At 54.1% G+C, this 23,054-nt stretch carries 21 protein-coding genes and 3 tRNA genes; 7 read left to right on the top strand and 17 right to left on the bottom strand.

Annotation, left to right across the window (positions count from 1 at the left end):
• Window position 1: 1 nt before the first annotated feature.
• The 9 genes from HRU87_RS06675 to serS form a co-directional block, all read right to left on the bottom strand.
• Entirely contained in the window at window positions 2-1,192 is a 1,191-nt protein-coding gene (locus tag HRU87_RS06675) for an MFS transporter (protein WP_173494128.1), read from the bottom strand.
• Between the two features lie 9 nt (window positions 1,193-1,201).
• Complete coding sequence (locus tag HRU87_RS06680) at window positions 1,202-2,701, bottom strand: tripartite tricarboxylate transporter permease (RefSeq protein ID WP_173494129.1); 1,500 nt, start codon at window positions 2,699-2,701, stop codon at window positions 1,202-1,204.
• 2 nt (window positions 2,702-2,703) lie between these two features.
• Window positions 2,704-3,273 (bottom strand): tripartite tricarboxylate transporter TctB family protein, encoded by a 570-nt coding sequence (locus HRU87_RS06685; protein ID WP_173494130.1) that lies wholly within the window; start codon window positions 3,271-3,273, stop codon window positions 2,704-2,706.
• The gene (locus HRU87_RS06690) at window positions 3,270-4,388 is read right to left on the bottom strand and encodes a Bug family tripartite tricarboxylate transporter substrate binding protein (protein WP_173494131.1); all 1,119 of its coding nucleotides are present in this window, start codon (window positions 4,386-4,388) and stop codon (window positions 3,270-3,272) included. Before HRU87_RS06690 ends, HRU87_RS06685 begins: the two co-directional genes overlap by 4 nt.
• Window positions 4,389-4,679: 291 nt before the next feature.
• Window positions 4,680-4,771, bottom strand: a tRNA-Ser gene (locus HRU87_RS06695).
• Window positions 4,772-4,815: 44 nt separating this feature from the next.
• The gene (locus HRU87_RS06700) at window positions 4,816-6,024 is read right to left on the bottom strand and encodes an LCP family protein (protein ID WP_173494132.1); all 1,209 of its coding nucleotides are present in this window, start codon (window positions 6,022-6,024) and stop codon (window positions 4,816-4,818) included.
• A gap of 43 nt (window positions 6,025-6,067) precedes the next feature.
• Window positions 6,068-6,155, bottom strand: a tRNA-Ser gene (locus HRU87_RS06705).
• Between the two features lie 17 nt (window positions 6,156-6,172).
• Window positions 6,173-7,003 carry an HAD family hydrolase gene (locus HRU87_RS06710; RefSeq protein WP_173494133.1) on the bottom strand — a complete coding sequence of 277 codons (831 nt, stop codon included), beginning with the start codon at window positions 7,001-7,003 and terminating at the stop codon, window positions 6,173-6,175.
• Window positions 7,004-7,006: 3 nt separating this feature from the next.
• Entirely contained in the window at window positions 7,007-8,272 is a 1,266-nt protein-coding gene (serS, locus tag HRU87_RS06715; protein ID WP_173494134.1) for a serine--tRNA ligase, read from the bottom strand.
• Window positions 8,273-8,311: 39 nt separating this feature from the next.
• Between serS and HRU87_RS06720 the strand changes: the two genes are divergently transcribed.
• The gene (locus HRU87_RS06720) at window positions 8,312-9,253 is read left to right on the top strand and encodes a diacylglycerol/lipid kinase family protein (protein ID WP_173494135.1); all 942 of its coding nucleotides are present in this window, start codon (window positions 8,312-8,314) and stop codon (window positions 9,251-9,253) included.
• Here HRU87_RS06720 and pheA read toward each other — a convergent pair.
• The gene (gene pheA, locus HRU87_RS06725) at window positions 9,250-10,173 is read right to left on the bottom strand and encodes a prephenate dehydratase (protein ID WP_173494136.1); all 924 of its coding nucleotides are present in this window, start codon (window positions 10,171-10,173) and stop codon (window positions 9,250-9,252) included. The genes HRU87_RS06720 and pheA overlap by 4 nt on opposite strands.
• A gap of 109 nt (window positions 10,174-10,282) precedes the next feature.
• Between pheA and pgm the strand changes: the two genes are divergently transcribed.
• Window positions 10,283-11,908: a phosphoglucomutase (alpha-D-glucose-1,6-bisphosphate-dependent) gene (gene pgm, locus HRU87_RS06730; RefSeq protein WP_173494137.1), complete on the top strand. Its 1,626-nt coding sequence runs from the start codon at window positions 10,283-10,285 to the stop codon at window positions 11,906-11,908.
• On the opposite strand, the gene HRU87_RS06735 is transcribed toward pgm, so the two are convergent.
• Window positions 11,872-12,708, bottom strand: a complete 837-nt coding sequence (locus tag HRU87_RS06735; protein ID WP_173494138.1) for a M15 family metallopeptidase — start codon at window positions 12,706-12,708, stop codon at window positions 11,872-11,874. The genes pgm and HRU87_RS06735 overlap by 37 nt on opposite strands.
• A gap of 81 nt (window positions 12,709-12,789) precedes the next feature.
• Here HRU87_RS06735 and HRU87_RS06740 point away from each other — a divergent pair, with 81 nt between their 5' ends.
• The 3 genes from HRU87_RS06740 to HRU87_RS06750 all read left to right on the top strand — a co-directional run bounded on the left by HRU87_RS06740 (window position 12,790) and on the right by HRU87_RS06750 (window position 16,899).
• Window positions 12,790-14,418 carry an MDR family MFS transporter gene (locus HRU87_RS06740; protein ID WP_246247256.1) on the top strand — a complete coding sequence of 543 codons (1,629 nt, stop codon included), beginning with the start codon at window positions 12,790-12,792 and terminating at the stop codon, window positions 14,416-14,418.
• Window positions 14,419-14,555: 137 nt separating this feature from the next.
• Entirely contained in the window at window positions 14,556-15,503 is a 948-nt protein-coding gene (locus HRU87_RS06745) for a thiamine ABC transporter substrate-binding protein (RefSeq protein WP_173494140.1), read from the top strand.
• A complete protein-coding gene (locus HRU87_RS06750; RefSeq protein WP_173494141.1) occupies window positions 15,487-16,899 on the top strand; it encodes an ABC transporter permease in 1,413 nt (470 codons plus the stop codon). Before HRU87_RS06745 ends, HRU87_RS06750 begins: the two co-directional genes overlap by 17 nt.
• Here the strand turns inward: HRU87_RS06750 and HRU87_RS06755 are convergent.
• Window positions 16,847-17,635, bottom strand: a complete 789-nt coding sequence (locus HRU87_RS06755) for a DNA-methyltransferase (protein WP_173494287.1) — start codon at window positions 17,633-17,635, stop codon at window positions 16,847-16,849. The two genes, HRU87_RS06750 and HRU87_RS06755, sit on opposite strands and share 53 nt — an antisense overlap.
• Window positions 17,636-17,704: 69 nt before the next feature.
• Here HRU87_RS06755 and HRU87_RS06760 point away from each other — a divergent pair, with 69 nt between their 5' ends.
• The gene (locus HRU87_RS06760; protein ID WP_173494142.1) at window positions 17,705-18,034 is read left to right on the top strand and encodes a GNAT family N-acetyltransferase; all 330 of its coding nucleotides are present in this window, start codon (window positions 17,705-17,707) and stop codon (window positions 18,032-18,034) included.
• Here the strand turns inward: HRU87_RS06760 and HRU87_RS06765 are convergent.
• Together HRU87_RS06765 and HRU87_RS06770 are read right to left on the bottom strand one after the other, a co-directional pair.
• Complete coding sequence (locus HRU87_RS06765) at window positions 18,031-18,582, bottom strand: acyl-CoA thioesterase (RefSeq protein WP_246247259.1); 552 nt, start codon at window positions 18,580-18,582, stop codon at window positions 18,031-18,033. The genes HRU87_RS06760 and HRU87_RS06765 overlap by 4 nt on opposite strands.
• The gene (locus tag HRU87_RS06770) at window positions 18,579-20,543 is read right to left on the bottom strand and encodes a M13 family metallopeptidase (RefSeq protein WP_173494143.1); all 1,965 of its coding nucleotides are present in this window, start codon (window positions 20,541-20,543) and stop codon (window positions 18,579-18,581) included. The genes HRU87_RS06765 and HRU87_RS06770 overlap by 4 nt, the downstream gene beginning before the upstream one ends.
• 41 nt (window positions 20,544-20,584) lie before the next feature.
• Between HRU87_RS06770 and trhO the strand changes: the two genes are divergently transcribed.
• The gene (gene trhO, locus HRU87_RS06775; RefSeq protein WP_173494144.1) at window positions 20,585-21,493 is read left to right on the top strand and encodes an oxygen-dependent tRNA uridine(34) hydroxylase TrhO; all 909 of its coding nucleotides are present in this window, start codon (window positions 20,585-20,587) and stop codon (window positions 21,491-21,493) included.
• Between the two features lie 61 nt (window positions 21,494-21,554).
• Here the strand turns inward: trhO and HRU87_RS06780 are convergent, their stop codons facing one another.
• From HRU87_RS06780 to HRU87_RS06790, 3 genes are all read right to left on the bottom strand, one after another.
• Entirely contained in the window at window positions 21,555-22,151 is a 597-nt protein-coding gene (locus HRU87_RS06780) for a hypothetical protein (protein ID WP_173494145.1), read from the bottom strand.
• Between the two features lie 102 nt (window positions 22,152-22,253).
• A complete protein-coding gene (locus HRU87_RS06785) occupies window positions 22,254-22,925 on the bottom strand; it encodes a trimeric intracellular cation channel family protein (protein WP_246247261.1) in 672 nt (223 codons plus the stop codon).
• 10 nt (window positions 22,926-22,935) lie between these two features.
• Window positions 22,936-23,018 (bottom strand) — tRNA-Leu (locus tag HRU87_RS06790).
• Between the last annotated feature and the right edge of the window lie 36 nt (window positions 23,019-23,054).

The raw sequence follows: 23,054 nt of genomic DNA on the forward strand, positions 1-23,054 counted from the left end.
CCTATTCGTCTGCCGGTGGTTTTTTGCCGAGCGCTCGCTCGCTAACAATAAAGCTCAATCCCTGCAGCCCAGCGAGCAACAGGAAGACAGTTCCGGCGCTGGTGGCTGCCAAAACTCCCGCTACCGCGGGAATTACAACCTGGCCAAGCCGATTTGAAGTCAGGCGAATCGATATCGCTAGACCCCTGACATCCTTTGGGGAGATTCTGGTTACCCAGGCCATGGTTACCGGTTGGCCAATGCCGGTCGAGAATCCAAGAAGAAGCATGAGTGCGCCGAGGATCCAAAAGTCTGTGGTCAGCGCAATTGCTAGCGTGCCGAGCACGGTGAGACCGGAGCCAAGCCCTAAAGTCCAGCGCATTCCAAGTCTTCTTGATAACGGCCCGAGAATGATTCGGACGGCCATCGCCGAGGCTGCCCTGATGGCCAGAAGAATACCCACCTGTGAGGCACTCAGCCCAAGCTCCCTACCTAGCAGCGGAAGGAAGACGAGCATCACGTCTATGACCGCAGTGATTGAGCCGGAGACCAAAATTGCTGACTTAAATCCCGGCAGACCAAATACTTCCCGGGCACTTCCCCTGACCGAATGCTGAGGCTTAGCCTCACCCTTGACCCTTCGCTCGACAACTGGAATCGCCACGAGAGCCGCAACTAGGAACAAGCCGGTGGCGAGGATGAATGCGGAGTCGACGTCGACCTCGAGCCCGCCCCGGTCAGCAACAAAACCAGCCGCGAACGGCCCCAGAGCGTGACCCATGGAGGCATAAAAAGTAAGCAGCCCGAAGTTGCGCTCGTAATCCCGATCCTGAGACCTATTACCTGTGAGAGTTTGACCTCCGGACATCACCAGCAGGTGACCGATTCCCAAGACCGGCATTGAGAGCATGAGCAGCCAGAAATTCTCCACAAAAATCAAAGAGACGGTTGCCAAGAGCGAGATCAAAGTGCCAAAAAACAAGGCCCGACCGGCATTGCCCCGGTCTATCCAACGACCGATTTGAATCGCAAAAATCAAGGGGGCTAGTGCAAAGGTCGCTCCGATGATTCCCACTAGCCACGGATCTGCTCCAAGGTCCACGGATTTATAGGTGACCATGGGTCGCACCGCGTAAACGGCACCCTGCAAGAATCCGGAATTAAGCAAAACGGGCAGTAGCCATCCGCCACTACCCGTTATTGCTTTTTTCAATTTAGCTAATTACCCAACCAACGCTTTGCGCTTCTGCGACATCCTTGGGAGCACAACGGTTCCCACAATCACCAAAGCTAGCAGGACATAGGCTGCGATAGTAAATGGGGTGCTGACCAGAATCGAGTAGTCACCGTATGAGATCTGCAAAGACCTGCGGAATTGGATTTCGGCCATCGGTCCCAGAATGCTCCCCAGGATCAAAGGCGTAATCGGGTAGCCGTAGCGCCTGAACAAAAGACCCAAGACTCCAATAGCGAGTGCCATCCAAAGGTCAAAGATGAAGTTGTTAATGGCGTAAGCACCGACCACGGCGAACATGATTATGCCGGCGTACAGAAATGGTGCGGGGATAGTCAACAGTTTCGCCCAGAGGCCGACAAGCGGAAGGTTGATAACCAACAACAGAAGGTTTCCAAGGAACAGCGAGGCAATCAGAGTCCAAACTAGGACCGGCTGCTCACTGAAAAGCAGCGGGCCAGGGTTGATATTGAACTGCTGAAAAGAGGCCAAAATAACCGCTGCGGTTCCAGAGGTCGGCAACCCAAGAGCTAGAAGCGGAACCAGTGCACCACCGGCATTTGCGTTGTTTGCAGCCTCAGGTCCAGCTACACCTTCGATGGCTCCGTTTCCAAACTCCTCTTTGTTTTTCGAGAGGCGACGCTCTAGGGAGTAGCTCAAGAAGGTTGGTAGCTCAGATCCACCCGCTGGCAGAACTCCGGTTGGGAAGCCAATCGCGGTGCCTCGAAGCCATGGCTTCCAGGAACGCTTCCAGTCCTCGCGGCTCAAAAACGCAAAGCCCTTGAAGCTGTTCATTTCACCCTTGGAGAACTTGCCTCTGAAGGCAACGTAAAGCGTCTCACCAACGGCGAACAGGGAAACGATGATGACGATGGTTTCGATTCCATCAGCGGCATACATGTTTCCAAAGGTCAGTCGCGAAACACCAGACTGCGAGTCGATTCCCACCAGGGCGATAGACAGGCCGACGGATAGCGAGATCAATCCCCGCAACGGTGACTTGCCCATCACAGCGCCCACGGTTCCGAAGGCAACAATGATCAGGGCTAGATAGTCCGGTGGGGTCAGCATTAATCCGATTCGAGCCAAGAAAGGTGCACCCAGGGCCAATAGTCCAGTTGCTATGGCACCAGCGACAAAGGAACCGATTGCAGCGGTGGCCAGTGCAGCTCCTGCTCGCCCGCGCTTTGCCATCTTGTTGCCCTCGATGGCAGTCATCACAGATCCCGATTCACCAGGGGTGTTTAGCAGGATGGAGGTGGTTGAACCGCCGTACATTGCGCCGTAGTAAATTGCGGCAAACATGATCAGCGCGGCCGTTGGCTCGACCACCAGCGTGACGGGCAGCAACAGTGAGATTGCAAGAGCTGGCCCGATTCCAGGCAGGACTCCGACGAGAGTTCCCAGCACTGTGCCCAAAAGGCCAAACATCAAATTTGTGAAAGTGAGCGAGGCGCTAAAGCCCGCTATGAAATTTCCCCAGTCCATTGTTACCAGGTCTCCTCTTCGCTCTCGTCCACAATTACCTCTTCGCCGTTTTCGTCAATAATGACTTCTGGCGCGGGTTCAAGGAACTCAAAGCCTGCTGGGAGCTGCAGCTGCAGCCCCTCGGTGAATGCGAAGTAGGTTCCGACGGTCAATACCGTGGCAACGATCAGGGTTCGCAACCAGCGACGCTCTCCAAGCGCAAACGCAATAATGAAAAACAGTGGGATGGTTGCGATTATGAACCCAAAGAGCTCAAGGGTGAAGATATGAAACAGGAAGGCTCCGATTACCAGAATCAAGGCTTTCCAATTTGATTTCTCTACGAGAACGCCACCCTCAATTTCATCTGGCTCACCTTTGTCGCCGCGCAAAACCGCAATGATCTGCAGTGAGCTTAGGAACAGCAAGATTGAGCCAATTGCGATGGCGAACGCCTTCGGTCCAACTATTACGTTGATACCAACCTCTTTGAGGTTGATGGCGTCCCACAAAACTACCAAGGCAATGGCCAAGAGGAAGCTGGTGAAAACCAGCTCCCCCTTGGCTACCTTGTTGGTGCTTATTGAACTCACAGGCCTAGCTGGGCGTAGAGAGTTACAACCTTCTTTTCCTCAATCTTGAGGAATCGGTCCCAGGTGTCGCCAACGATGTAGTTGTCTCCCCAGTTGCGGTCTACCAGCGTCTGCTGCCAGGTCTTTCCAGCGTGCATGACGTCTACAGCGCGGATAACCAGGTTGCGGTTTGCCTTCGAGGTTCCCGGAGGCAGCATGATTCCACGCCAGTTCTGGCTGACCACGTTAACACCCTGAGACTTGAGGGTCTCGGCTGGAATCTTGGCCTGCTTTACAGGTGCGGTGATTCCGAGGACGCGAAGGTCACCAGAGTTCACGTACTGCTCGAACTCACCCCAGCCGGAAACTCCGACCTTGGTTGCGCCGCTCAGGAGCGAGGTGATTACCTCACCGCCGCCAGAGTGGGCAACGTAGTTCAGCTTGGTGGAGTCAACCCCAATGGCCTTGTAAACCTGAATGGTTGTTGCGTGGTCAAGGGTTCCGACCGATCCACCTGCGACAGCAATGGTTGGGTCCTTCTTGATTGCAGCTACCAAGTCCTTCATGGTCTTGTAGGGGCTGGTTGCGGGGACAACGATGGCCTCATACTCAGCCATCAGGCGAGCAACACCAATGTTGTCAGATACGCGAGCGGAGTTCTTGTTGTTCTGGATACCTAAGAGCATTGCGTAACCGGTGACCATGGCCTTACCGGCCTTGCCGCGGTCCTTGAGCATGAAGTCATTTAGAGCCGCAGCACCGGATCCACCGATTACCGACTCGTTGGTGATGCTTCCAGAAACCAGACCCTCGGCCTTCATGGCGGCCGCAACATCATTGGCAAATCCTGCGTAGCCAGAGGTTGGGCCGGCACCCAGCTTGAAGTTCAAGCTCTTCAGGGTTGGGTACTTGGCGTATGCCCAGATCCTCTTGCCCTTGAATGTTCCTGCGGTTTCCTTCTTGCAGACTAGGTTGCTGCCATCAGCACCCTTGCCCTTTGCAACAGCGTTTAGAGTTGCGCACTCCTTGCCGTACTTGGCTGCAGCCGCTGAGGCTGGGGCGGCTGTTGCTGGAACAGCTGACATGGTTGAAGCAATCAACGCGAGCGCCGTTGCTGCGATTGTAATTTTCTTCACTACGTGGTCCTCCAATTGAAGTGGGCTTGGCCCTGGCCAGTGCCAGTGCCGCGACGGAGAACGAGAGTGGGATTAACAGCCTTTGCCAACCCCATCGTCGACCGAAGGCTGAGTCTCTTCCACCACCGAAGTGATCACAGGCCCCGGGTTATTAACCGTGATGACGAAACCTGTGCTTAGGAATACTCCCCCAGCAATCTCAAAGTTAGCTGGTTGGGGGACAAGTGAACGGCGGTATACCAATTCGTTACATTTGAGTGAACTGAACAGCCCAAGCCTGGGCTTCGGAAGCGGAGACGAGAGGATTTGAACCTCCGAGGGGCTTTTAAGACCCCTACCTCATTAGCAGTGAGGCGCACTCGACCGGGCTATGCGACGTCTCCAAGATGCCAGCCAAGCCTACTAGGAAAAGAGTCGGTTTGAAAAACTAACTGGAGCAGCTCTTGACAGAGGCGTTGGTGCCCTGAACCCAGTCTGGAAGAGGCTCATCACTTGAAGTGGCGGCGGAGTCAGGAGCTGCCTCAACGCTTTCTGAAATGGTTGGTTCCTCTGTTTCGGCAACAACCGCTCCGCTTCCAACGTTTGCCTCCTGCAGCACCAGCGGCTGGTCCTGAGCTAGTTTTTCAAACAGCAACTGGCCCTGTTCTTCAATCAGGCCAACTCGGCCCGCGTAGTTACCGGACATCGAATAGACCGGAAGCTTTAGGAACGTGATCTTGTCCAAGTCAACGTCGTTTACCTCGCTAGCCATGCCAAGAATTACGCGAATGCTGGTAAGGCTGTTGGAAAGGGTCATGTTCTCGAGCGCCGCGGTTCCAAGCTTCAGCATGGTGAAGGGGTTGGTGAGGGCTCCCTCATCTTTTAGCTTTCGAACCAGGGAGGTTAGGAAAACCTGCTGGTTAGAAATGCGAGAGAGGTCTGAACCATCGCCAACTCCGTGGCGAGTTCGCAAAAACGCCAGCGCCTGCTCACCGATCAGGGTGTGCTCGCCCGCTTCAAGGTATAGATCGGTGTATTGATCCTGAATTGGCTCCGCGACACAAACCGTGACCCCGCCAACCGCCTCGCTCATTGCAATTACGCCTTTGAAGTCGATCATGGCCAGGTAGGGGATTCTCACGCCCGTGAGCTCTTGAATGGTGAGCAGGGTGCAGGCCGGGCCACCGTTATTCATGGTCGCATTGATTTGCATGAGATCACTGCCGGGGTAAGGCTCCCCGCCATCGGGATTGGGGCAGGATGGAACCTCAACCATCAAATCTCTGGGGAAGGAGAGCGCCACTGCGTTCTTTCGGTCCTCCGAGACGTGGAGCAAGATGATCACATCCGCAAGGGCGTTTCCCACTGGGCCGTAAGCCGTTGAGCCCTGGCCCTCTCTGGTGTCAGAACCAATCAGCAAAACATTTATCGGGCCGTCAATTTCAGCCGCGGTGGGCGGCGCGTATGTGGCACCATCGGTGGAGTAAACATCAATTCCAGAGGCCTTGAGCTGGGATAGCACATAAACGTAACCTCCGCCGGCAGCCAATGCCACCAGCCCGGTGACTACGGTGAAGCCAATTATGAGTTTTGTGAGCCAACCACGACGCCTTGGGCGCTTGGTTTCATCGGGAAAAATGAACTCGGACTCGGTCACCTGAAAAGTCTAGAGATTAAATGCTGAAAGCGGGCTAGGAAAGTGGCGGAGGCCGTGGGATTCGAACCCACGAGACATTGCTGTCCACTGGTTTTCAAGACCAGCTCCATCGGCCGCTCGGACAGACCTCCGCATGGAAGTTTAGTAGCTATTGCAGAAATTCGAGACCCTCAAGTGACTCCAGCACCTGAGCAACTCCGTCTTCCGTCACCGCAGCGGTGATTGCGGTGGCCTCAAGCTTTACCTCTTCGGGGGCCTGCCCCATGGCAAAGGCGTAGCCGCCCATGGACCTTGCCCAGCGGAACATTTCAATGTCGTTGCGACCATCACCCATAACCAGGGTTCGATGTCCGGGGATGTCGTAGCTTTGGCGCAGCTGCTCAAGAGCATGCCCCTTGTCTATGCCCTCGGGGGCAATGTCCAACCAAGCGGTATAGCCGATTGCGTAGGAGACTGATTTCAGCCCGACTCGCTCCATCAGACCCAAAAACTGCTGTACATCGTGATCCGGAGACAGCACAACCACCCGGCTAACCGGCCGGTGCAACAGTTCCTCCAGCGGAGCCTCGTGATTCACATCTCCCAGGGCGTAAGCAGGGAAAGGTTTGTGGAAGCGATAGCTTCCGTCAACATCCTCAACAGCAAAGTGAGCATTGGGAAGATGCTCGATCAACTGGGTCAGCACCTCAGCGGGTTCAAAAGTTTTCACATCGTGGATTTCAAATCCTTTGGGGTGAGCATCCTCCAGTCGAATCGTGACTGCGCCATTGGAACAGACAGAGTGATTGAGTTTTACTCCGAGGTCTTTGATGACCGGGTAGGCGTTGGCGGCAGCTCGACCGGTGGCGATGACCACCTCGTGGCCGAGGGCCCGGACTCGAGTGACCTGCTCGATTACTCGATCGGATAAAAACCCGTCGTCGTGAACGAGCGTGCCATCAATGTCTAGGCCAATTAGCCAACGCTCAAAATCTGCCATTGGCTAGTTCTTCGGCACAATCTTCTCGAGGCCGCCGAGGTAAGGACGCAGTGCCTTTGGAACCACCACCGACCCGTCGGCCTGCTGATGATTTTCCAAAATTGCAACGAGCCAGCGAGTAGTGGCCAACGTTCCGTTCAGCGTTGCCGCGATTCTAGGCTTGCCGTTTTCGTCTCGGTAACGGGTGTTTAGTCTGCGGGCCTGGAAGGTGGTGCAGTTCGAGGTTGAGGTCAGCTCGCGGAAGGTGCCCTGGGTCGGGACCCAGGCCTCAACGTCATACTTTCTTGCGGCCGAAGAGCCCAGGTCTCCCGCTGCGACATCAATAACCCGGTAGGGAAGCTCACACTTTTGCAGCATCTGCTCTTGCCAGCCCAAGAGCCTGGCGTGCTCCTGCTCGGCTTGATCTGGGTGGCAGTAGCTAAACATCTCCAGCTTGTTGAACTGGTGAACTCTCAGGATGCCGCGGTTGTCTTTTCCTGCAGCACCAGCTTCGCGTCGGTAACAGGTGGACCAACCCGCGTAGCGGACCGGGCTCGAAAGGTCGTCGATGATCTCGTCTCGGTGGTAACCGGCGAGAGCAACCTCACTGGTGCCGGTGAGGTAAAGCTCATCGGCAGGAAGGTAATAGATCTCGTCAGAGTGCTCACCCAAAAAGCCAGTGCCCTGCATAACCTCGGGCTTGACCAGGGTCGGAGTGATTAGCACCGTGAACCCAGCCTCGGCGGCCTGGTCCATAGCAAGCTGCATCATCGCGAGCTCAAGACGCGCTCCCCAGCCCTTCAGGAAGTAAAAACGTGATCCCGAGATTTTCACTCCGCGCTCGATGTCAATCACATCGAGTAGCTCTCCAAGCTCAGCGTGGTCCCTTGGTTCAAAATCAAAGCTTGGTATTTCACCAACCTGCTTGATCACTACGAAGTTCTCTTCGCCGCCCGCCGGAACGTCTGGAATAACAATGTTTTCAATTTTGAGCAAAACTTTTGCCAGCTCTTCATCAGCCTGATTCGCCTTGGCGTCTGCTGCCTTCACACTGGCGGCAAGCTCTTGGGCCTGAGCCACCAGCTCGGCCTTTTGCTCCTTTGGCGCAGCAGCGACCAGCTTGCTGTGTTGATTCTGCTGGGCCCTTAGCGCTTCAAATTCCGATAGTGCTGAGCGCTTTTGAAGGTCAAGTTTGGCAGCTAGGTCTACAAGGGATTCATCGCCACCGCGTGCACGCTGGGATGCCCTGATGGCTTCTGGGTTTTCTCTAAGTAGATTGAGGTCAATCACGCCCTCAAGCCTACCCGCAGAAACCCTTAGGCTTGTGTCGTGGGCGGGCATGCAATCATCTTTAATCCTTCGAAGACCTCGAAGGAAAAGCTTGAGCAATTTATAACCCAGGCCCAGCTGAATCACGTTTCACTTTTCACTTCGGATTCGAAAACCAATGGCTACCAAACCGCGCTAAAGGTAATCTCCGAAGGACACCGGCACATCGCAATCGCCGGCGGTGACGGCACAATCCGAGCCGTGATTCAAGCGGTGGCAGAGGCCAAACATGAGGTGAGCATCGGTCTGATAGCCATTGGAACAGGAAACGTGCTGGCGAGAAATCTCAGGATTCCGCTCGGGCTGAGCGCAAAATCAATCGAGAGGGCACTGAGCGGCCAGCCCTACCGAATAGACCTCGGCGAGGCCATGGCTCTGATGCATGATGGCCACCTCAGGCAATTTTTCTTTACCGGAATCGCAGGGCTGGGGATGGATGCGCGAATCATGCAGCGAACCAGGAAGTCACTCAAGCGCCGAGTGGGGTGGATCGCCTACATCGACGGCGGATTTCGATCGCTGCCACTGAAGTTTGAGAAATTCGAGGTGAGTGTGGACGAGCGGCCACTGCGAACTTTGAAGAGCTACTCGATTCTGGTGGGAAACGCCGGCTGGCTTCCGGGAAACATTTCGATGATGCCGGATGCCAAATTGGATGACGGGCAGTTGGATTTTGCCGCCATAGGTCCGAGGCGAATTTGGAACTGGATTGACTTTTTAGCCAGGGTGACCTGGCAAAACCAAATTGTTCGCCCAATTTCACTTGGTCGGAAATTCTTGGATGCAACGGCCAACCTCAAGACCATGGAAAACCTCAATGGAGCCAGGATTCGTATCCGACCAAGCTCGCCAAGCCCCATGCAATTGGATGGTGACGTGATGGGGGAAGTGCTGGAAGTTAACTTCTGCCTAAAGCCAAAGGGATTGGTCGTAAGGCTTTAGTTTCCTCGCAGGCTCTCAAGCCACTGCTGGGCCGACTCGTATGCAGGGTTTGAGTTATTGCCGCGGTGCACAGATTCACTCTTATCCGCCCTGGGGTAGGAGCCGAGGAATATCACCTTTGGCGAAAAACGGTGCAGCCCCATCAAAGCCTCAGCAATAGCCTCGTCCTCGAGGTGGCCCTGGGCATCAATGTTGAAGCGGTAGCGGCCAAAGCGATCACCGACCGGCCTGGATTCAATTCGGGAGAGATTCACCCCGCGCGCAGCGAACTGCTCGAGCATCTCTAAAAGCCCACCGGGTCGGTCATCCGGGAGTTCCACAATGACAGAGGTTTTGTCAAAGCCGGTTCTTGGCTTTGGTGCGCCGCTGCGACCGACCTCCAGGAAGCGGGTTTGGGCTTCCTTGTTTTCCCCGATGTCGCTGGCAAGGGTCACCAGACCATAGAGTCCAGCAGCTCCGGGGGCAGCTATAGCCGCATCTGAGGTGTGACCGGAAATTACTGTTTTTGCCGCCGCAGCGGTGGAGGCGGTTGGGATGTGAGAGTGGTTTGGAACCCTGGCCTGCAACCACTTGCGAGATTGGGCATAGGCAACCGGGTGGGTGTAAACAGTTTGAATAGATTCAAGTGTTGTCCCCGGGGAAGCCATTAGATCAAAGGTGACCGGCACCAAATACTCTCCAAATATTTGAACCCCGGAGTAGGTTGCCAAAGCATCCATGGTTGCCGATACGCCACCCTCGAGAGAGTTCTCAATCGGAACCACAGCCCGCTCAGCGCTGCCATCTAGCACGGAATCAAGTGCCTCACTCACTGAGCCGACTGGGATCAGGGCAGTGTCCTCACCGGCCAGTTGTCGCGCGGCCATTTCAGTGAAGGTGCCGGCTGGGCCCAGGTAGGCAATCGACTTAGGTTGGGACATGCCTCAAGATTAGGGCAGATGCGCCAATGGTTGCAGTTTTGTTAGACGACTACTAACCGCTTATGCCCGATTCGCTATACCTTTTATAAGAAGTTCCGGAAGGGGACCCATGCACCAGAGAGCCGGTTTGCTTGCCCATGAAAGCGACCTAGTTGATCTAGAGAAACTAACTTCCAGCTACTTCGACGTCTCCCCGGACGTTGCTATTGCAGAACAGCGAGTTGCGTTTGGAACATCTGGCCACCGTGGGAGCTCGCTCAACGGCTCGTTCAACGAGAACCATATTCTGGCTATCACTCAGGCGATTGTGGAATATCGAACTGCTCAGGGTTTCAACGGTCCAATTTATGTCGGCCGTGACACCCACGCACTGAGCGAACCAGCTCAGCAGAGCGTTCTTGAGGTTCTTGCCGGCAACGGACTAGTTGCTCTGATTGACAGTAACGACCGCTACACCCCAACTCCAGCAATTTCGGTAGCCATCATCGATCACAACGGTCAACTCCCCCGCGGCAGTGATGCGGTGGCGGATGGCATTGTGATCACCCCCAGCCACAATCCACCCCAGGATGGCGGCATCAAATACAACCCCCCACACGGTGGGCCAGCGGACTCCGATGCCACAAACTGGATCGCAAAGCGGGCCAACGAAATCATTTCCAACGGCATGCAGGCCGTGAAGCGAGCAACGCCAAATGCCCGAAAGTTCGACTTCCTAAATAACTACGTTTCCCAACTTGACCAGGTGCTCAAGCTCGACTCAATTCGCAATGCCGATGTTCGAATTGGAGCCGATCCAATGGGCGGAGCATCGGTTGACTACTGGGGTGCCATTGCAGATCGATTTAGGCTAAACCTTCAGGTGATAAACCCTAACGTCGACTATCGGTTCGGCTTCATGACACTGGACTGGGATGGCAAGATCCGCATGGACTGCTCCTCACCGCATGCCATGGCCTCACTAATTGATAACAAATCAAGCTTTGACATCTCTACTGGCAATGACGCAGACGCAGATCGGCACGGCATTGTCACGGCAGACTCCGGACTTATGAATCCAAACCACTTTCTTGCCGCCTCAATTCACTACCTCTTCGGTGAGCGAGACGGCTGGGATGAAAACGCTGCGGTGGGTAAGACCATGGTGTCCTCTTCAATTATTGACAAGGTGGTTTCGAGCCTGGGTCGCAAGTTGATTGAGGTTCCGGTTGGGTTCAAATGGTTCGTCTCTGGCCTCTCCGACGGTTCAATTGGCTTTGGCGGCGAAGAATCCGCTGGGGCCTCTTTCCTGAGGCGCAACGGTCAAGCTTGGTCAACTGACAAAGACGGATTGATAATGTGCCTGCTGGCTGCAGAGATTGAAGCGGTAACCTCAAAGAGCCCCTCGGAGCTTTACGCCGACCTAACCCGCATTCACGGTGAACCGAGCTATCGAAGAGTTGATGCCCCGGCCACCTTGGAACAAAAATCGACGCTCAGCAAACTTTCCGCCAATGAAGTTTCCGCCACGACGTTGGCTGGGGAGTCGATAAGCAACATCGAAACCCATGCAAGTTCCGGTGGGGCACTGGGCGGAGTAAAGGTCTCTACACAGAACGCCTGGTTTGCCGCCCGGCCCTCTGGAACTGAAAATGTCTACAAGATTTACGGAGAGTCGTTCAAGGGTGATCAGCACCTAGAGCAGGTTTTGGCCGAGGCTCAATCGCTGGTTGATTCCGTTATCTCTTCAAGATAAAACTCCGCCGCGGGTAAATCCCAAAACTCCTCAAAGGTTTGTATTCCATTTTTGGCATAAAGGGCAGCAATCTCTTTTCCCACAAACCGGAGGTGCCAAGGCTCGTAGGTGTAACCGGTAATTGAAGTGGTGTCCTCTTCGTAGCGGATGATGAACCCGTGTTTCCAGGAGTTCTCTGCCAGCCACTTACCGGCATCGGTATCCCCGAAGCACTGCATGATTGCGCATCCCTGAGCGGGGACTGAAACGTCAACTGCCAGACCGGTTTGATGCTCTGAGTGACCTGCCTTGGCGCTTCGCACCAAGGCCCCTGCCAATCCATACTGCTCAGTCTTCGAGACAAAAAGTTCGCTCTGGTATTCGTAGGAGCGGTAGGCGGAATTCACAAACAGCTGCCCGACACCTTGAGCGTGCATCTCGGTGGCCAAGTTCTCAAGTGCTGTGGCGGCATGGTCACTCAGCTCAAGTCCACGAGAATTGTCGAGACTCTTGGAGGACTGCACCGCTCGCAAATTGGCGGGTTCATAGTCGATTGGATTCAGCGGACGCTGTTTGTTGACCACCACCCACTCGCTAGATGCGAAGTTCGTTGCCAGTTTCACAAAGTCGAACTCGTTGATGTCTGGAGATTGGGCTGACTCAGATCGACTTTCTAAATCGGTGATGGCGCCTCGAATGATTTCATGGGTCGGATCAAAGGCCTGAGGCTGCAGGACAAGTGCCATTCCAAGTCCGGCTAAGACAACCGGTGGTCCGAACACGAACCAGGGATTGCGAAGCAGAGGTCTAGACTGAGGCACGTATAAACCCTAGAACTTGGAGACCCGTTGGCGTCTAACACAAGGCGGGAAGCCGCAAAACAGGCCGCTCAATCTGGCCAAATGTCACCCAGAGAAATTTGGTTGGTCCTAGTTGGGCTCATGTCCGGGATGTTCCTGGCGGCCCTGGACCAGTCTGTGGTGGGCGCCGCAATGAGAACAATTGCTGATGATTTAGATGGACTTTCAGTCCAGGCGTGGGCCACGACCGCATACCTAATTACCTCAACAGTCTCAACCCCAATCTACGGAAAGCTCGGGGACCTCTTCGGGAGAAGGCCGCTCTTCCTGGCCGCAATCGCAATTTTCATAATTGGTTCGGTAACCACCGGGTTCGCCAATGACATGTATCAACTAGCTGCATATCGCGCGATTCAGGGGCTTGGTGCCGGCGGGTTGTTCTCACTCGCTCTAACCATCGTTGCGGACATTGTTCCGCCTCGTGAAAGAGCTCGCTACCAGGGCATGTTCTTGGCCGTATTTGGCTCATCTTCTCTGCTTGGGCCAGTAGTAGGCGGGACCTTTGCGGGAATCGATCAGATTCTCTGGATCGACGGCTGGCGCTGGGTATTCCTGATTAACCTTCCAATCGGAATTGCCTCACTGATCATGGTGACCACCTTCTTGCACGTCCCGCACACCCCAAAGCAGCAGAAAATTGACTGGTGGGGTGCCGTCACGATCGTGGTTGGAGTTGTTCCAATTCTCCTGGTTGCGGAGCAGGGACGAGAGTGGGGCTGGGGCTCCCCGCTCTCCGTTGCTATGTATGTCACCGGAGTAGTTGGAATCGTGAGCTTCATCCTGGTTGAAAAGCGAATGGGTGAATCAGCTCTGATTCCTCTTTCAATCTTCAAGAATCAGACTTTTGCCAGGACCCAGGTGCTGGGCGTAATTATTGGTGCCGGCATGTTTGGCGGCATGATCGTGCTGCCATTGATCATTCAAATCATCTACGGCATCACACCAACTATGACCGGTTTGATGATGCTTCCGATGGTGCTGGGAATGATGACCGCAACCATTACCGCCGGTCGGATAACTTCAAAGACTGGAAAGTACCGAATCTTCTTCAACACCGGAACGGCGACTCTTTTCACTGGCTACACCTTCATGGTCTTGGTGCTCGCAGCTGATACACCGCTGTGGTTGCTCGCTATCGGCATGGTGCTGATTGGACTTGGTCTGGGTCAGCTAATGCAGACCACAATGGTTGCAAGCCAGAACGCAGTGGAGGCCAAAGACATTGGAGTGGCAACCTCTTCGGCCACCTTCTTCAGGCAAATGGGTGGAACCTTTGGAGTCGCCATCTTTATGTCGATCCTGTTCTCTCAGGTGGTCGACAAAATAACTCAGGCCTTCCAGGACACCGAGGTTCAGGCTGGGCTAGCCGAAGCGTTGGCCAATGGCAACGTCACTTCGGATCCTGCCAACGCCGGAATTCTTGAAGTGTTGAACTCTGGACCCAGCGGAGCAAACGGCATCACCAGTGATAGCTCATTCCTAATTGGAGCGGATGAGAGGCTAACCCTGCCGTTCCGAATTGGATTTGTTGAAAGTTCTCTGACCGTATTCATGCTCGCAGCCAGCTTCATAGCGGTTGCCTTTGTCATCAGTTGGTTCATCAAGGAAATCCCGCTTCGGCAGAAGAGTGCCTCACAGGAAGCGGCCGAAGCCGCTGCTGCCGGGCACTAGCACTTATACTTTTCCCACCACGGGAGTTCGGTAAACCGGACTGAGAGGAAAGCTGAAAGCTTTCGACCGTCGAACCTGATATGGGTAATGCCAGCGCAGGGAGACACTCCAACCCGTGCCTAAACGAAAGGCACGAAATGAAAAAAGTAGCACTTGTAGCAATCGGTGTATTTCTACTGGCTGGCTGTTCTTCGCCAGAGACAGTAACCAAGCTCAGACTTGCAACGCATGATTCCTTTTATATCTCAGATGAGCAGATTGCGGAGTTTGAGAGCTCAACCGGATACGACCTAGAGGTAATCACCTTGGGAGACACCGGAGGGCTAACCAACCAACTAGTTCTCACCAAAGCCGCACCTGTTGCAGATGTTGTTTATGGAATCGACAACACCTTCGCTCCGGTCGCCACCGAAAACAAAATCGTGGAGGATCTCGTTCCAATTAACTACGGCGATGTTTGCTTCAACTACGACATTGATTGGTTTGATGCCAACGGCATTCAACCCCCAACTTCATGGCGAGAGCTGGGAGATCCGCGTTTCAAAAACCTTGTGGTAATTCCAAACCCCACCCTGTCATCCCCCGGTCTTGCATTCCTGGCCACCACACATGCGGGCTTTGAAACCTCTGCTGAAGTATTCGCCTATTGGCGATCACTACGGGACAACGGTCTCAAGACCACCAGCGATTGGACCGAAGCCTATTTCACTCACTTCACCCGCTACGAGGGAGAACGCCCCATAGTCCTAAGCTATGCATCCTCTCCAGCGGCTGAAATAAAAAACGGAGTTGCCGGAAGTGCAGCATTGAGAACCGAGTGCTTCAGGCAAACCGAATACGCCTCTGCTGTGGTCGGCGGAAGTAATCCAGCTGGAGCCAAGGCACTCATTGACTTCTTTCTAACCGAATCATTCCAATCGCAACTACCTTGGAACATGTTTGTCTACCCCGTAGCGGATGTTGAACTGCCTCAGGAATTCGCTCAGTTCGCGGCGCCCGCTGAGTCAACGATTGGGGAGAATTTGGACATTGCCGCCAATCGAGAGCAGTGGCTAACCGACTGGCAAGATGTCTTTGACAACTAGCCTCGAACTCCTGCTGACCACCGCATTTATTGCTCTGGCGAGCGCGGTCCTGGCAACAGCGTTTGGCGTGGTGTTTGGGCGCTGGTTGAGAACCCTCAGTTCTTCCATTGGGAGAGTTGTTTCTGCTATCGCTCTGATTCCTTTTCTGCTGCCTCCGCTTTTGATCGGAATGGCATTCAGCCAACTGGATTTTTTGTATTCAAGTTTTGGAATACTAAACATCCTGGTTGCGCATACCATCATGAACTTTGGATTTATTGGCAGGGTGGTTGCCTCGAGCACTCTTCAGAAAGAACAGATTGAGGAGGCGAGAATCTCTGGTGCTAACGATTTTGAGATCTTCGCTCGAATTGAACTTCCGCAACTTCGAGGGCCACTTTCGTCAGCCGGACTTTTGGTAGCAATCTACTCCGCCACCAGCTACGGGCTGATCCTTATTCTGGGAAATGGAGTCAGGACTCTAGAGACTGAGATCGCTCGAACCACGCTGGTAGCGCTCGACTTTCAAACGGCCACCCTCTTAGCAGTTCTTCAGAGTTTCCTAACACTCGCACTCTTTCTGTTAGCGCGTCGCTTTGGCCCAGGGGTCAGTCTCTTGGGTCAGCTGGAAAGGCAAAATCTAAGAGTGGGTTTGCTCAGCAAAATCCTTGGCTATGCCCTGCTGGCTTTGGTTGTAATAACCATAGGCACAGTGATGGCAAGATCTTTTTCTGGAGTTGGGCTGATCGACAATCTGGAGAACCTTTTCTCAACCGGATACCGATCAATACTGAACATCAGCCCCTTCGAGGCTGGCCTAAACAGCATTCGAAATGCGCTGATAACGGCGACCCTCGCGGTAGTCATCGCTCTCTTCCTGGCGAGTCGAAAGTACAGGTCTGGTTGGGTCTTGATTGCGGTCGGAATATCACCAGTAGTCATCGGACTGGCGACCCTGATAATCTCGGGGTACCTGCCCAGGGAGCTCACCGCATCTTGGCTATTGCTCCCATTGGTTCAGGTTTTACTCTCGCTGCCAATCGCTTATCAAATTCTCAGGCCGGCTTTTGAAGCAATTGATACTGATGTTCGTTTCGCTGCTCATTTGGATGGGGCTAACCAGCTGACTCGACTTTTGAGAATAGAGGCGCCGCAGGTCTCTAGGTCGATTGGGTTGGCTGCAGCATTTGCAGCTCTTGTTTCACTTGGGGAATTTGGAACGGCCAGCTTCCTGGCTTTCGGGGAGAATGAGACTCTGCCGATAGTGATGTTCAAACTCTTGAGTCGACCGGGAGAGCAAAACCTGGGAATGGCCATGACTGCTGCCGCAATTCATATTCTGATTGCGGCATGCATAACCTGGATCAGCCTGAGATCAGGCGATATGAAATCTGAGCCTGATCGAGCCGAGCGGTAACCGTGCTAATGGACTCTGGGTTCTGGTCAACCGTTACAAACTTTCGGCCGAGCTTGCCCGCGACCGCTGCTGTGGTTCCTGAGCCTGCAAAGAAATCCAAAACTAAATCACCCGCTTTGCTACTGGCGGTAATTATGCGCCTGAGAATACCCTCGGGTTTTTGAGTTGGATAACCGGTTTTTTCTTTTCCGGTTGGCGAGACGATTGTGTGCCACCAAACGTCGGTTGGCAGTTTTCCGAGTTCTGCCTTTTCCTTTGTCACTAAGCCCGGAGCCATATAAGGCTCACGATCAACCTCTTTGGAATCGAAGTAGTAACTCTGCGGGTTTTTGACGTAAACCAAGATGTTGTCGTGCTTTGCAGGCCAGCGTGATTTTGACCTTGCGCCATAGTCATAGGCCCAAATGATTTCATTCAAAAATGAGTCCCTTCCAAACAAAGCGTCAAGCAGCACCTTGGCGTAGTGGCTCTCTCGGTAATCCAAGTGGAGGTAGAGGGTTCCGGTTTCGCTCAGCAGGCGCCAAGCCTCTTCCAGCCTTGGTTCGAGGAAAGACCAGTAATCGGCAAATTCGTCATCGTAGCTCAGCACACTTTGCACCACCTGCTCGTAGCGCTTTCCTTGAAAACCTAGGCGTCCTGAATTGCTGGGAGAAGCCTTGCGATTGGTCCTGGTCTGTGCTCGGCCGGTGTTGAAGGGAGGATCGATGTAAATCAATTGAACTGAGCCGGTTGGCATAGATTGGAGATACGGGAGGTTGTCCCCCAACACCACTAAGTTCTCGCTCACGAGGGAAAGATTAACAGCATGGATACCAAGGTTCTTCACGATTCAAGTAATCACCGCTACGAGATTTACCTTGGCGAGGAGCGGGTTGGGCTAATGGATTACAGTCTCAGGCCCGGAGAAATCCACCTGGTCCACACCGAGGTCAATCCCGAGCACCAGGGGAAAAATCTTGCCGCCATTTTGCTTCGAGAGTCGCTGAACTCAATTCGCTCCGAGAACCTAGGCAAAGTTGTTCCGGTTTGCTCCTACACGGTCAAATACATGGAAAAGCACCCCGAAACTCAAGACCTGCTGCTTAACCCGATTGAGGATGCGATTGCAGCCTGCCGTTTTCCAGGGTCCAACTAGTCCCAGTTGCTCGGTGCAGGTTCCTTGCCCTTGGGAAGTTGGACATCCGCTGCCCAGCGCAGCACCCACTCGGGAACAACCGGAGTCTCGCCCGGCCAGCCACCGGAACCCTCCATAACCTGCTCCGGCGTCAGGATGCCCCAGCTGCGCTTTAGGAACCGGCCGCGCATGATGGCTCGAGCGTAAATCTCACCGTTTCTGACAAAGCGCTGCTCTATGTAGTAGGCGATGTCGTCCCAACCCAGAACCTTGGTTTCAAGATCAAACTTTTGCCAAGGCTCCAAAGACTTGCGGTAACTGATGGTGGAGTTCACCACGATCGGATACCAACCGAGCTTGTTCCACTTCTGCCAGAAACCTGTTCTGAGCCCCTGGTCAAAGCGGCCAATATCCATCAGAGTCAAAAAGACACCGTTGTTCATGTGATTGTAGAGATCAAGATCTGATGGCCAAACCCGAAGGGTTACCTTGGAAACCTCATCAATGCGCAGTTTTGGGCGCTTGCGCCAGGTCAGCATGACGTAGAGGATTCGGAACCAAAGTTTCACCAGATCACCACACGATCGTTTGGTTCCAGCCACATTTCATCCTGGCTGGAAGTTCCGAAAGTTTCGTGGAAAAGATCTAGGTTCTTCACTACTTGGTTGCAACGGAACTCGGGTGGGGAGTGGGGATCAGTCGCCAGACGTTGAATAGCAATCTCATCGCGACTCTTGGCCCGCCAGCACTGCGCCCATGACATCAGGAATCGCTGAGCGGCGGTAAGGCCGTCGATCACCGGGGGCTCTTGCCCGTTTAGGGAAAGCAGGTATGCCTTCCAGGCGATGCCAAGACCACCCAGGTCACCGATGTTCTCACCGATGGTGAGCTCGCCATTGACCTTGTGCTCGTCTCCGAGTTGAGCTGGAGATAACGCTGAATACTGATCAATCAGTGACTTGGTTAGCGCCTCAAAAGCCTCACGGTCTCCCGAGGTCCACCAGGAGACCAGCTTTCCATCCCCGTCATACTTCGAACCCTGGTCGTCAAAGCCATGACCGATCTCGTGGCCGATAACTGCCCCAATACCGCCAAAGTTGATTGCGTCATCCGCAAGCGGTGAGAAGAAAGGTGGCTGAAGGATGGCGGCCGGGAAGACAATCTCGTTGAGGCCTGGGTTGTAGTAGGCATTGACGGTCTGCGGTGTCATGTGCCATTCGTCTTTATCGATTGGCTGGCCAATCTTGTTGGCGTGGTAATCAAATTCCCAGCTGGATACGTTCTTGACATTGGAAATTAGATCTTCTCTGGAAATTGCAATGGAGGAGTAGTCCTTCCACTTATCCGGGTAACCAATTTTCGGAGTGAACTTTGAGAGCTTGATCAGCGCCTTTTCTTTGGTCTCCTGAGTCATCCAGGTCAGGGATCTAATGCTCTGCTCGTAGGCCTGAATCAGATAGTTCACCAGCTGGTCCATCTGAGTCTTGGAGGATTCCGGGAAGTGCTTTTCAACGTAAATTTGACCTATAGCTTCACCCAGACTTCCCTCCACGAGAGAGACTGCGCGCTTCCAGCGCGGGCGATTTACGGGCTGCCCGGTGAGCTTTGTGCCGTAGAAGGAAAAGCGCTCCTCAATGAATGCCTTTGATAGATATGGGGCGTAGGAGCGAACCAAGACCCAAGAGAGCCAGAGCTTCAAAGTCTCCAGGTGATCATCGGTTAGCAGCTCTGATATTCCCTCGAAGAAGCTCGGCATCATCACCACGTTTTCCTCCAGCAGGGAGGGGCTGAGCGCTGCACCCGCTAGGTACTGATCCCAGAGAATCTTGCTATTGAGACCCTTGAGTGAAGCCATGGTTTCAAGGTTGTAGGTTTTCTCCGCATCGCGGGATTCAACGCGGCTCCAGTGGTGCTTGGCAATCTTTCCCTCGAGTTCGAAGATTGCCTGCGCGGCATCGATGGCCTCGGTGGCTGACCAGCCGGCCAGCATGAGCATGCGCGAGATGTGGGGAACGTACTCGGTGCGAATTTCCTCGTACTTTGAATCGGTGTAGTAGTCCTTGTCTGGAAGTCCAATTCCACCCTGGTAGAGGTGAACCAGGTAACGCTCCGGGTTACCGGGATCGTTGTCAACGTATGAGCCCCAAAGCCCAGAAACACCGGTTCGCTCGAGAGCGCCGAGCATGAGGAAGAATTCACTCAGCTCTGAAATCTTGGCGATTTGATCCAGTGAATCCATAATCGGTTCTGCACCGAGCTCCTCGATTCGCGCCTCATCCAAGAAAGAGGAGTAGAGGTCTCCGATCTGCTTGCCCACAGCGGAGGTCGGGTTCTCCGCGGCTGCCTCGAGCACCTCACGAACCGCAGCTTCAGCGTCGTCGGCCAGCAGGTAAAAGCTTCCGAAGACGGCCTTGTCCTCGGGGATTTCCGTTGTGCTCAGCCAGTGACCGTTGACGTGCCTGAATAGGTCTTGCTTGGGAGAGATTTCGTTGGATAGTTCGGCTTTGTCCAGCCCGGGCTTCATTGACATGGCCCTAGTCTATGGAATCAACCCAGGGCTAAAATTGAGCTATGGCTCTGAACAAAATCATCCTCTACTACGGCTTTGCACCGGTCGCCGATCCCAAGGCGGTGATGCTCTGGCAGAAGACCCTTTGCGCCGCTCTAAATCTCAAGGGCCGAATCCTGATCTCGGAGCACGGAATCAACGGCACCCTGGGTGGCGACATGGAAGACCTCAAGAAGTACTGCCGAGCCACCAAGGACTACCCGGGTTTTGGAAAGATTGACTTTAAGTGGTCTGACGGCACCGGTAGCGACTTCCCCCGGCTGAGCGTCAAGGTTCGAAAAGAACTGGTTGCCTTCACAACCCCCAAGGAAATTCAGGTTGAAAAAGCCGGAATTGTGAACGGTGGAAAACACCTGAAGCCGGTTGAGGTAAACCGCCTGGTGGAGGAAAAGGGCGATGATGTCGTTTTCTTCGACGGCCGAAATGCCTTTGAGGCCAAGATCGGAAAAATCAAGAACGCAGTCGTCCCTAACGTTCAAACCACGCACGACTTTATTGCGGAGCTCGAGAGTGGAAAGTATGACCACCTCAAGGACAAGCCGATCGTCACCTACTGCACCGGTGGAATCCGCTGCGAAATTCTCTCGGCCGTGATGATCAACCGTGGCTTCAAAGAGGTCTACCAGATTGAGGGCGGCATCGTCCGATACGGCGAACGCTTCAGAGACAAAGGGCTCTGGGAGGGTTCACTCTACGTCTTTGATGGCCGGATGAACGTGAACTTCTCGGACGAGGCCAAAACCATTGGCGACTGTGAGAAGTGCGAGGCAAAAACCTCTAGCTTTAGAAATTGCTCAAATTTAGGCTGCCGTGATCTGATTCTGCTCTGCGACAGCTGCAACGAGAACCCAGAGAACCTGCAGTGCCAGCCTGAGCACACCCGGGGCAAGCGCCTCCAAGAGGTCGGCTAAAGCAAGAATCCCCGTAGGTCTCTAGGACCCGCGGGGGTTCTGCCTCAAGGAGAAGTTGAGATTAGTGGCCGTGCTTGCCGCGCATGCCTTTGGGGTGACCAACCTTACCCATGCGCTTGGCTGGGGTCTCTGCTGCAACGGTCGCGCTGTATGCGACTGTCAGTGACTTAAAGCTCTTCACGCTGACTGTGCCATCGGTTGCAGTGGTGATAGTCACCAGTGCTGCCGAAGATCCATCCGAAGGGTAGAGCGCCAGCTTGGTCATGCCATCTGCGTCAGCTCGGAAACCAAGCACTCCTGCCAGGGTTGAGCCGGAGATCACCGAGGTGTATGCGCCGGCCGCATTTTTGGTGGGCTTAAGTCCAATCCGCTTTCCACCGGTGGTGGGCTTTGTGCTGGGGACGCTGGTTGCGGTGTCCTCCAAAACATACGCGGTGAAATAAGCGCCGTGGGATGCAACGTGGGACGAGGTCACTGAGCTTGGAATTCCAGTGATGGTCGCGCTCAAGGTCGCGTGCTGGTGGTTTGAACCGGTTTGTGAGCTCTGACCGAATCTAGCGCCACCGCGGTCATGAGCTGAAGCTGGTGCTGCACCGAGAGCTGCTCCGGCGATCAGTGCCACGGATGCCGCAATGGCGATTTTTGCTTTCGTTTTCATTTTCTTTCCTGTCGTAATCGGACAGTCAAAAAACTAGCCAGCCAACTTTTGTAAAGGATGAAAAACCAGCAACCCCCAACCTATTTGCCAGCTGGCACTCAGTTATAGAAATCTCCAGCGCTTGAGCTCCCAGCCAAATTTCACGCTCATGAGTCTGAGCAAAATAATGAACACCGATCCAAACAGCAGGGTGATTGATACGGGTAGTAGCAAAGCATCCAGCAGCACCACCAGCCAGCCTCCGGCAAAGGCTACAACCGCATACGGCTGATGATCGTGGAATGCCCTCGGCACCTCATTCACCAGGACATCTCGCAATATTCCACCCACCACCGCGGTAATAACTCCCATTAGAACTGCGATCAGCGGGCTGGAGCCAAGCTCAAGTGCAATGTGCGTGCCTCCCGCAGTGAAGATGCCCAGTCCGATGGCATCGGGGATGACAATTGCTTTTTCTGTGAAAACGAAGTGTCTGGCACGAAAGAAAAACGGTAGAAAGAATGCCAGAGCAATTAGCACCCAGACCCAAAACTCCTGCTCGACCCAGAAAAAGGGCCTCCGGTCTAAAAGGATGTCTCTCAAAGTTCCGCCGCCAAAGGCAGTGATAAACCCGACCATCACCACACCGACAAGGTCAAAGTGCTTTCGAGCAGCCTCGATGACTCCGGAGAGTGCGAATGCGATTACGCCCAGCACCTCAAGGGCAATCAGGAATGCGTCGAGGGTAATTTGCTTCACCAACTTCCAGTCAGGGGGAAGCATGTCCTGAGACATGAATCTGTAGTGCGCGAGGCGGGACTTGAACCCGCACGTCCTTGCGGACACTGGCACCTGAAGCCAGCGCGTCTGCCATTTCGCCACTCGCGCGTTAGAGGCTCTCTCAAGCCCAACAAGCCAAGAGAT

Origin of the sequence: Aquiluna borgnonia, assembly GCF_013283855.1 — a bacterium.
Taxonomy (GTDB): Bacteria; Actinomycetota; Actinomycetes; order Actinomycetales; family Microbacteriaceae; genus Aquiluna; species Aquiluna borgnonia.

What these genes read in the sequence shown, in the direction of transcription:
- HRU87_RS06680 (WP_173494129.1), bottom strand. Translation starts at nt 2,701, where the DNA reads ATGGACTGGGGAAATTTCATAGCGGGCTTTAGCGCCTCGCTCACTTTC.
- HRU87_RS06710 (WP_173494133.1), bottom strand. Translation starts at nt 7,003, where the DNA reads ATGGCAGATTTTGAGCGTTGGCTAATTGGCCTAGACATTGATGGCACG.
- pheA (WP_173494136.1), bottom strand. Translation starts at nt 10,173, where the DNA reads ATGTCCCAACCTAAGTCGATTGCCTACCTGGGCCCAGCCGGCACCTTC.
- pgm (WP_173494137.1), top strand. Translation starts at nt 10,283, where the DNA reads ATGCACCAGAGAGCCGGTTTGCTTGCCCATGAAAGCGACCTAGTTGAT.
- HRU87_RS06740 (WP_246247256.1), top strand. Translation starts at nt 12,790, where the DNA reads ATGTCACCCAGAGAAATTTGGTTGGTCCTAGTTGGGCTCATGTCCGGG.
- HRU87_RS06745 (WP_173494140.1), top strand. Translation starts at nt 14,556, where the DNA reads ATGAAAAAAGTAGCACTTGTAGCAATCGGTGTATTTCTACTGGCTGGC.
- HRU87_RS06750 (WP_173494141.1), top strand. Translation starts at nt 15,487, where the DNA reads ATGTCTTTGACAACTAGCCTCGAACTCCTGCTGACCACCGCATTTATT.
- HRU87_RS06755 (WP_173494287.1), bottom strand. Translation starts at nt 17,635, where the DNA reads ATGCCAACCGGCTCAGTTCAATTGATTTACATCGATCCTCCCTTCAAC.
- HRU87_RS06760 (WP_173494142.1), top strand. Translation starts at nt 17,705, where the DNA reads ATGGATACCAAGGTTCTTCACGATTCAAGTAATCACCGCTACGAGATT.
- HRU87_RS06770 (WP_173494143.1), bottom strand. Translation starts at nt 20,543, where the DNA reads ATGTCAATGAAGCCCGGGCTGGACAAAGCCGAACTATCCAACGAAATC.
- trhO (WP_173494144.1), top strand. Translation starts at nt 20,585, where the DNA reads ATGGCTCTGAACAAAATCATCCTCTACTACGGCTTTGCACCGGTCGCC.
- HRU87_RS06780 (WP_173494145.1), bottom strand. Translation starts at nt 22,151, where the DNA reads ATGAAAACGAAAGCAAAAATCGCCATTGCGGCATCCGTGGCACTGATC.
- HRU87_RS06785 (WP_246247261.1), bottom strand. Translation starts at nt 22,925, where the DNA reads ATGTCTCAGGACATGCTTCCCCCTGACTGGAAGTTGGTGAAGCAAATT.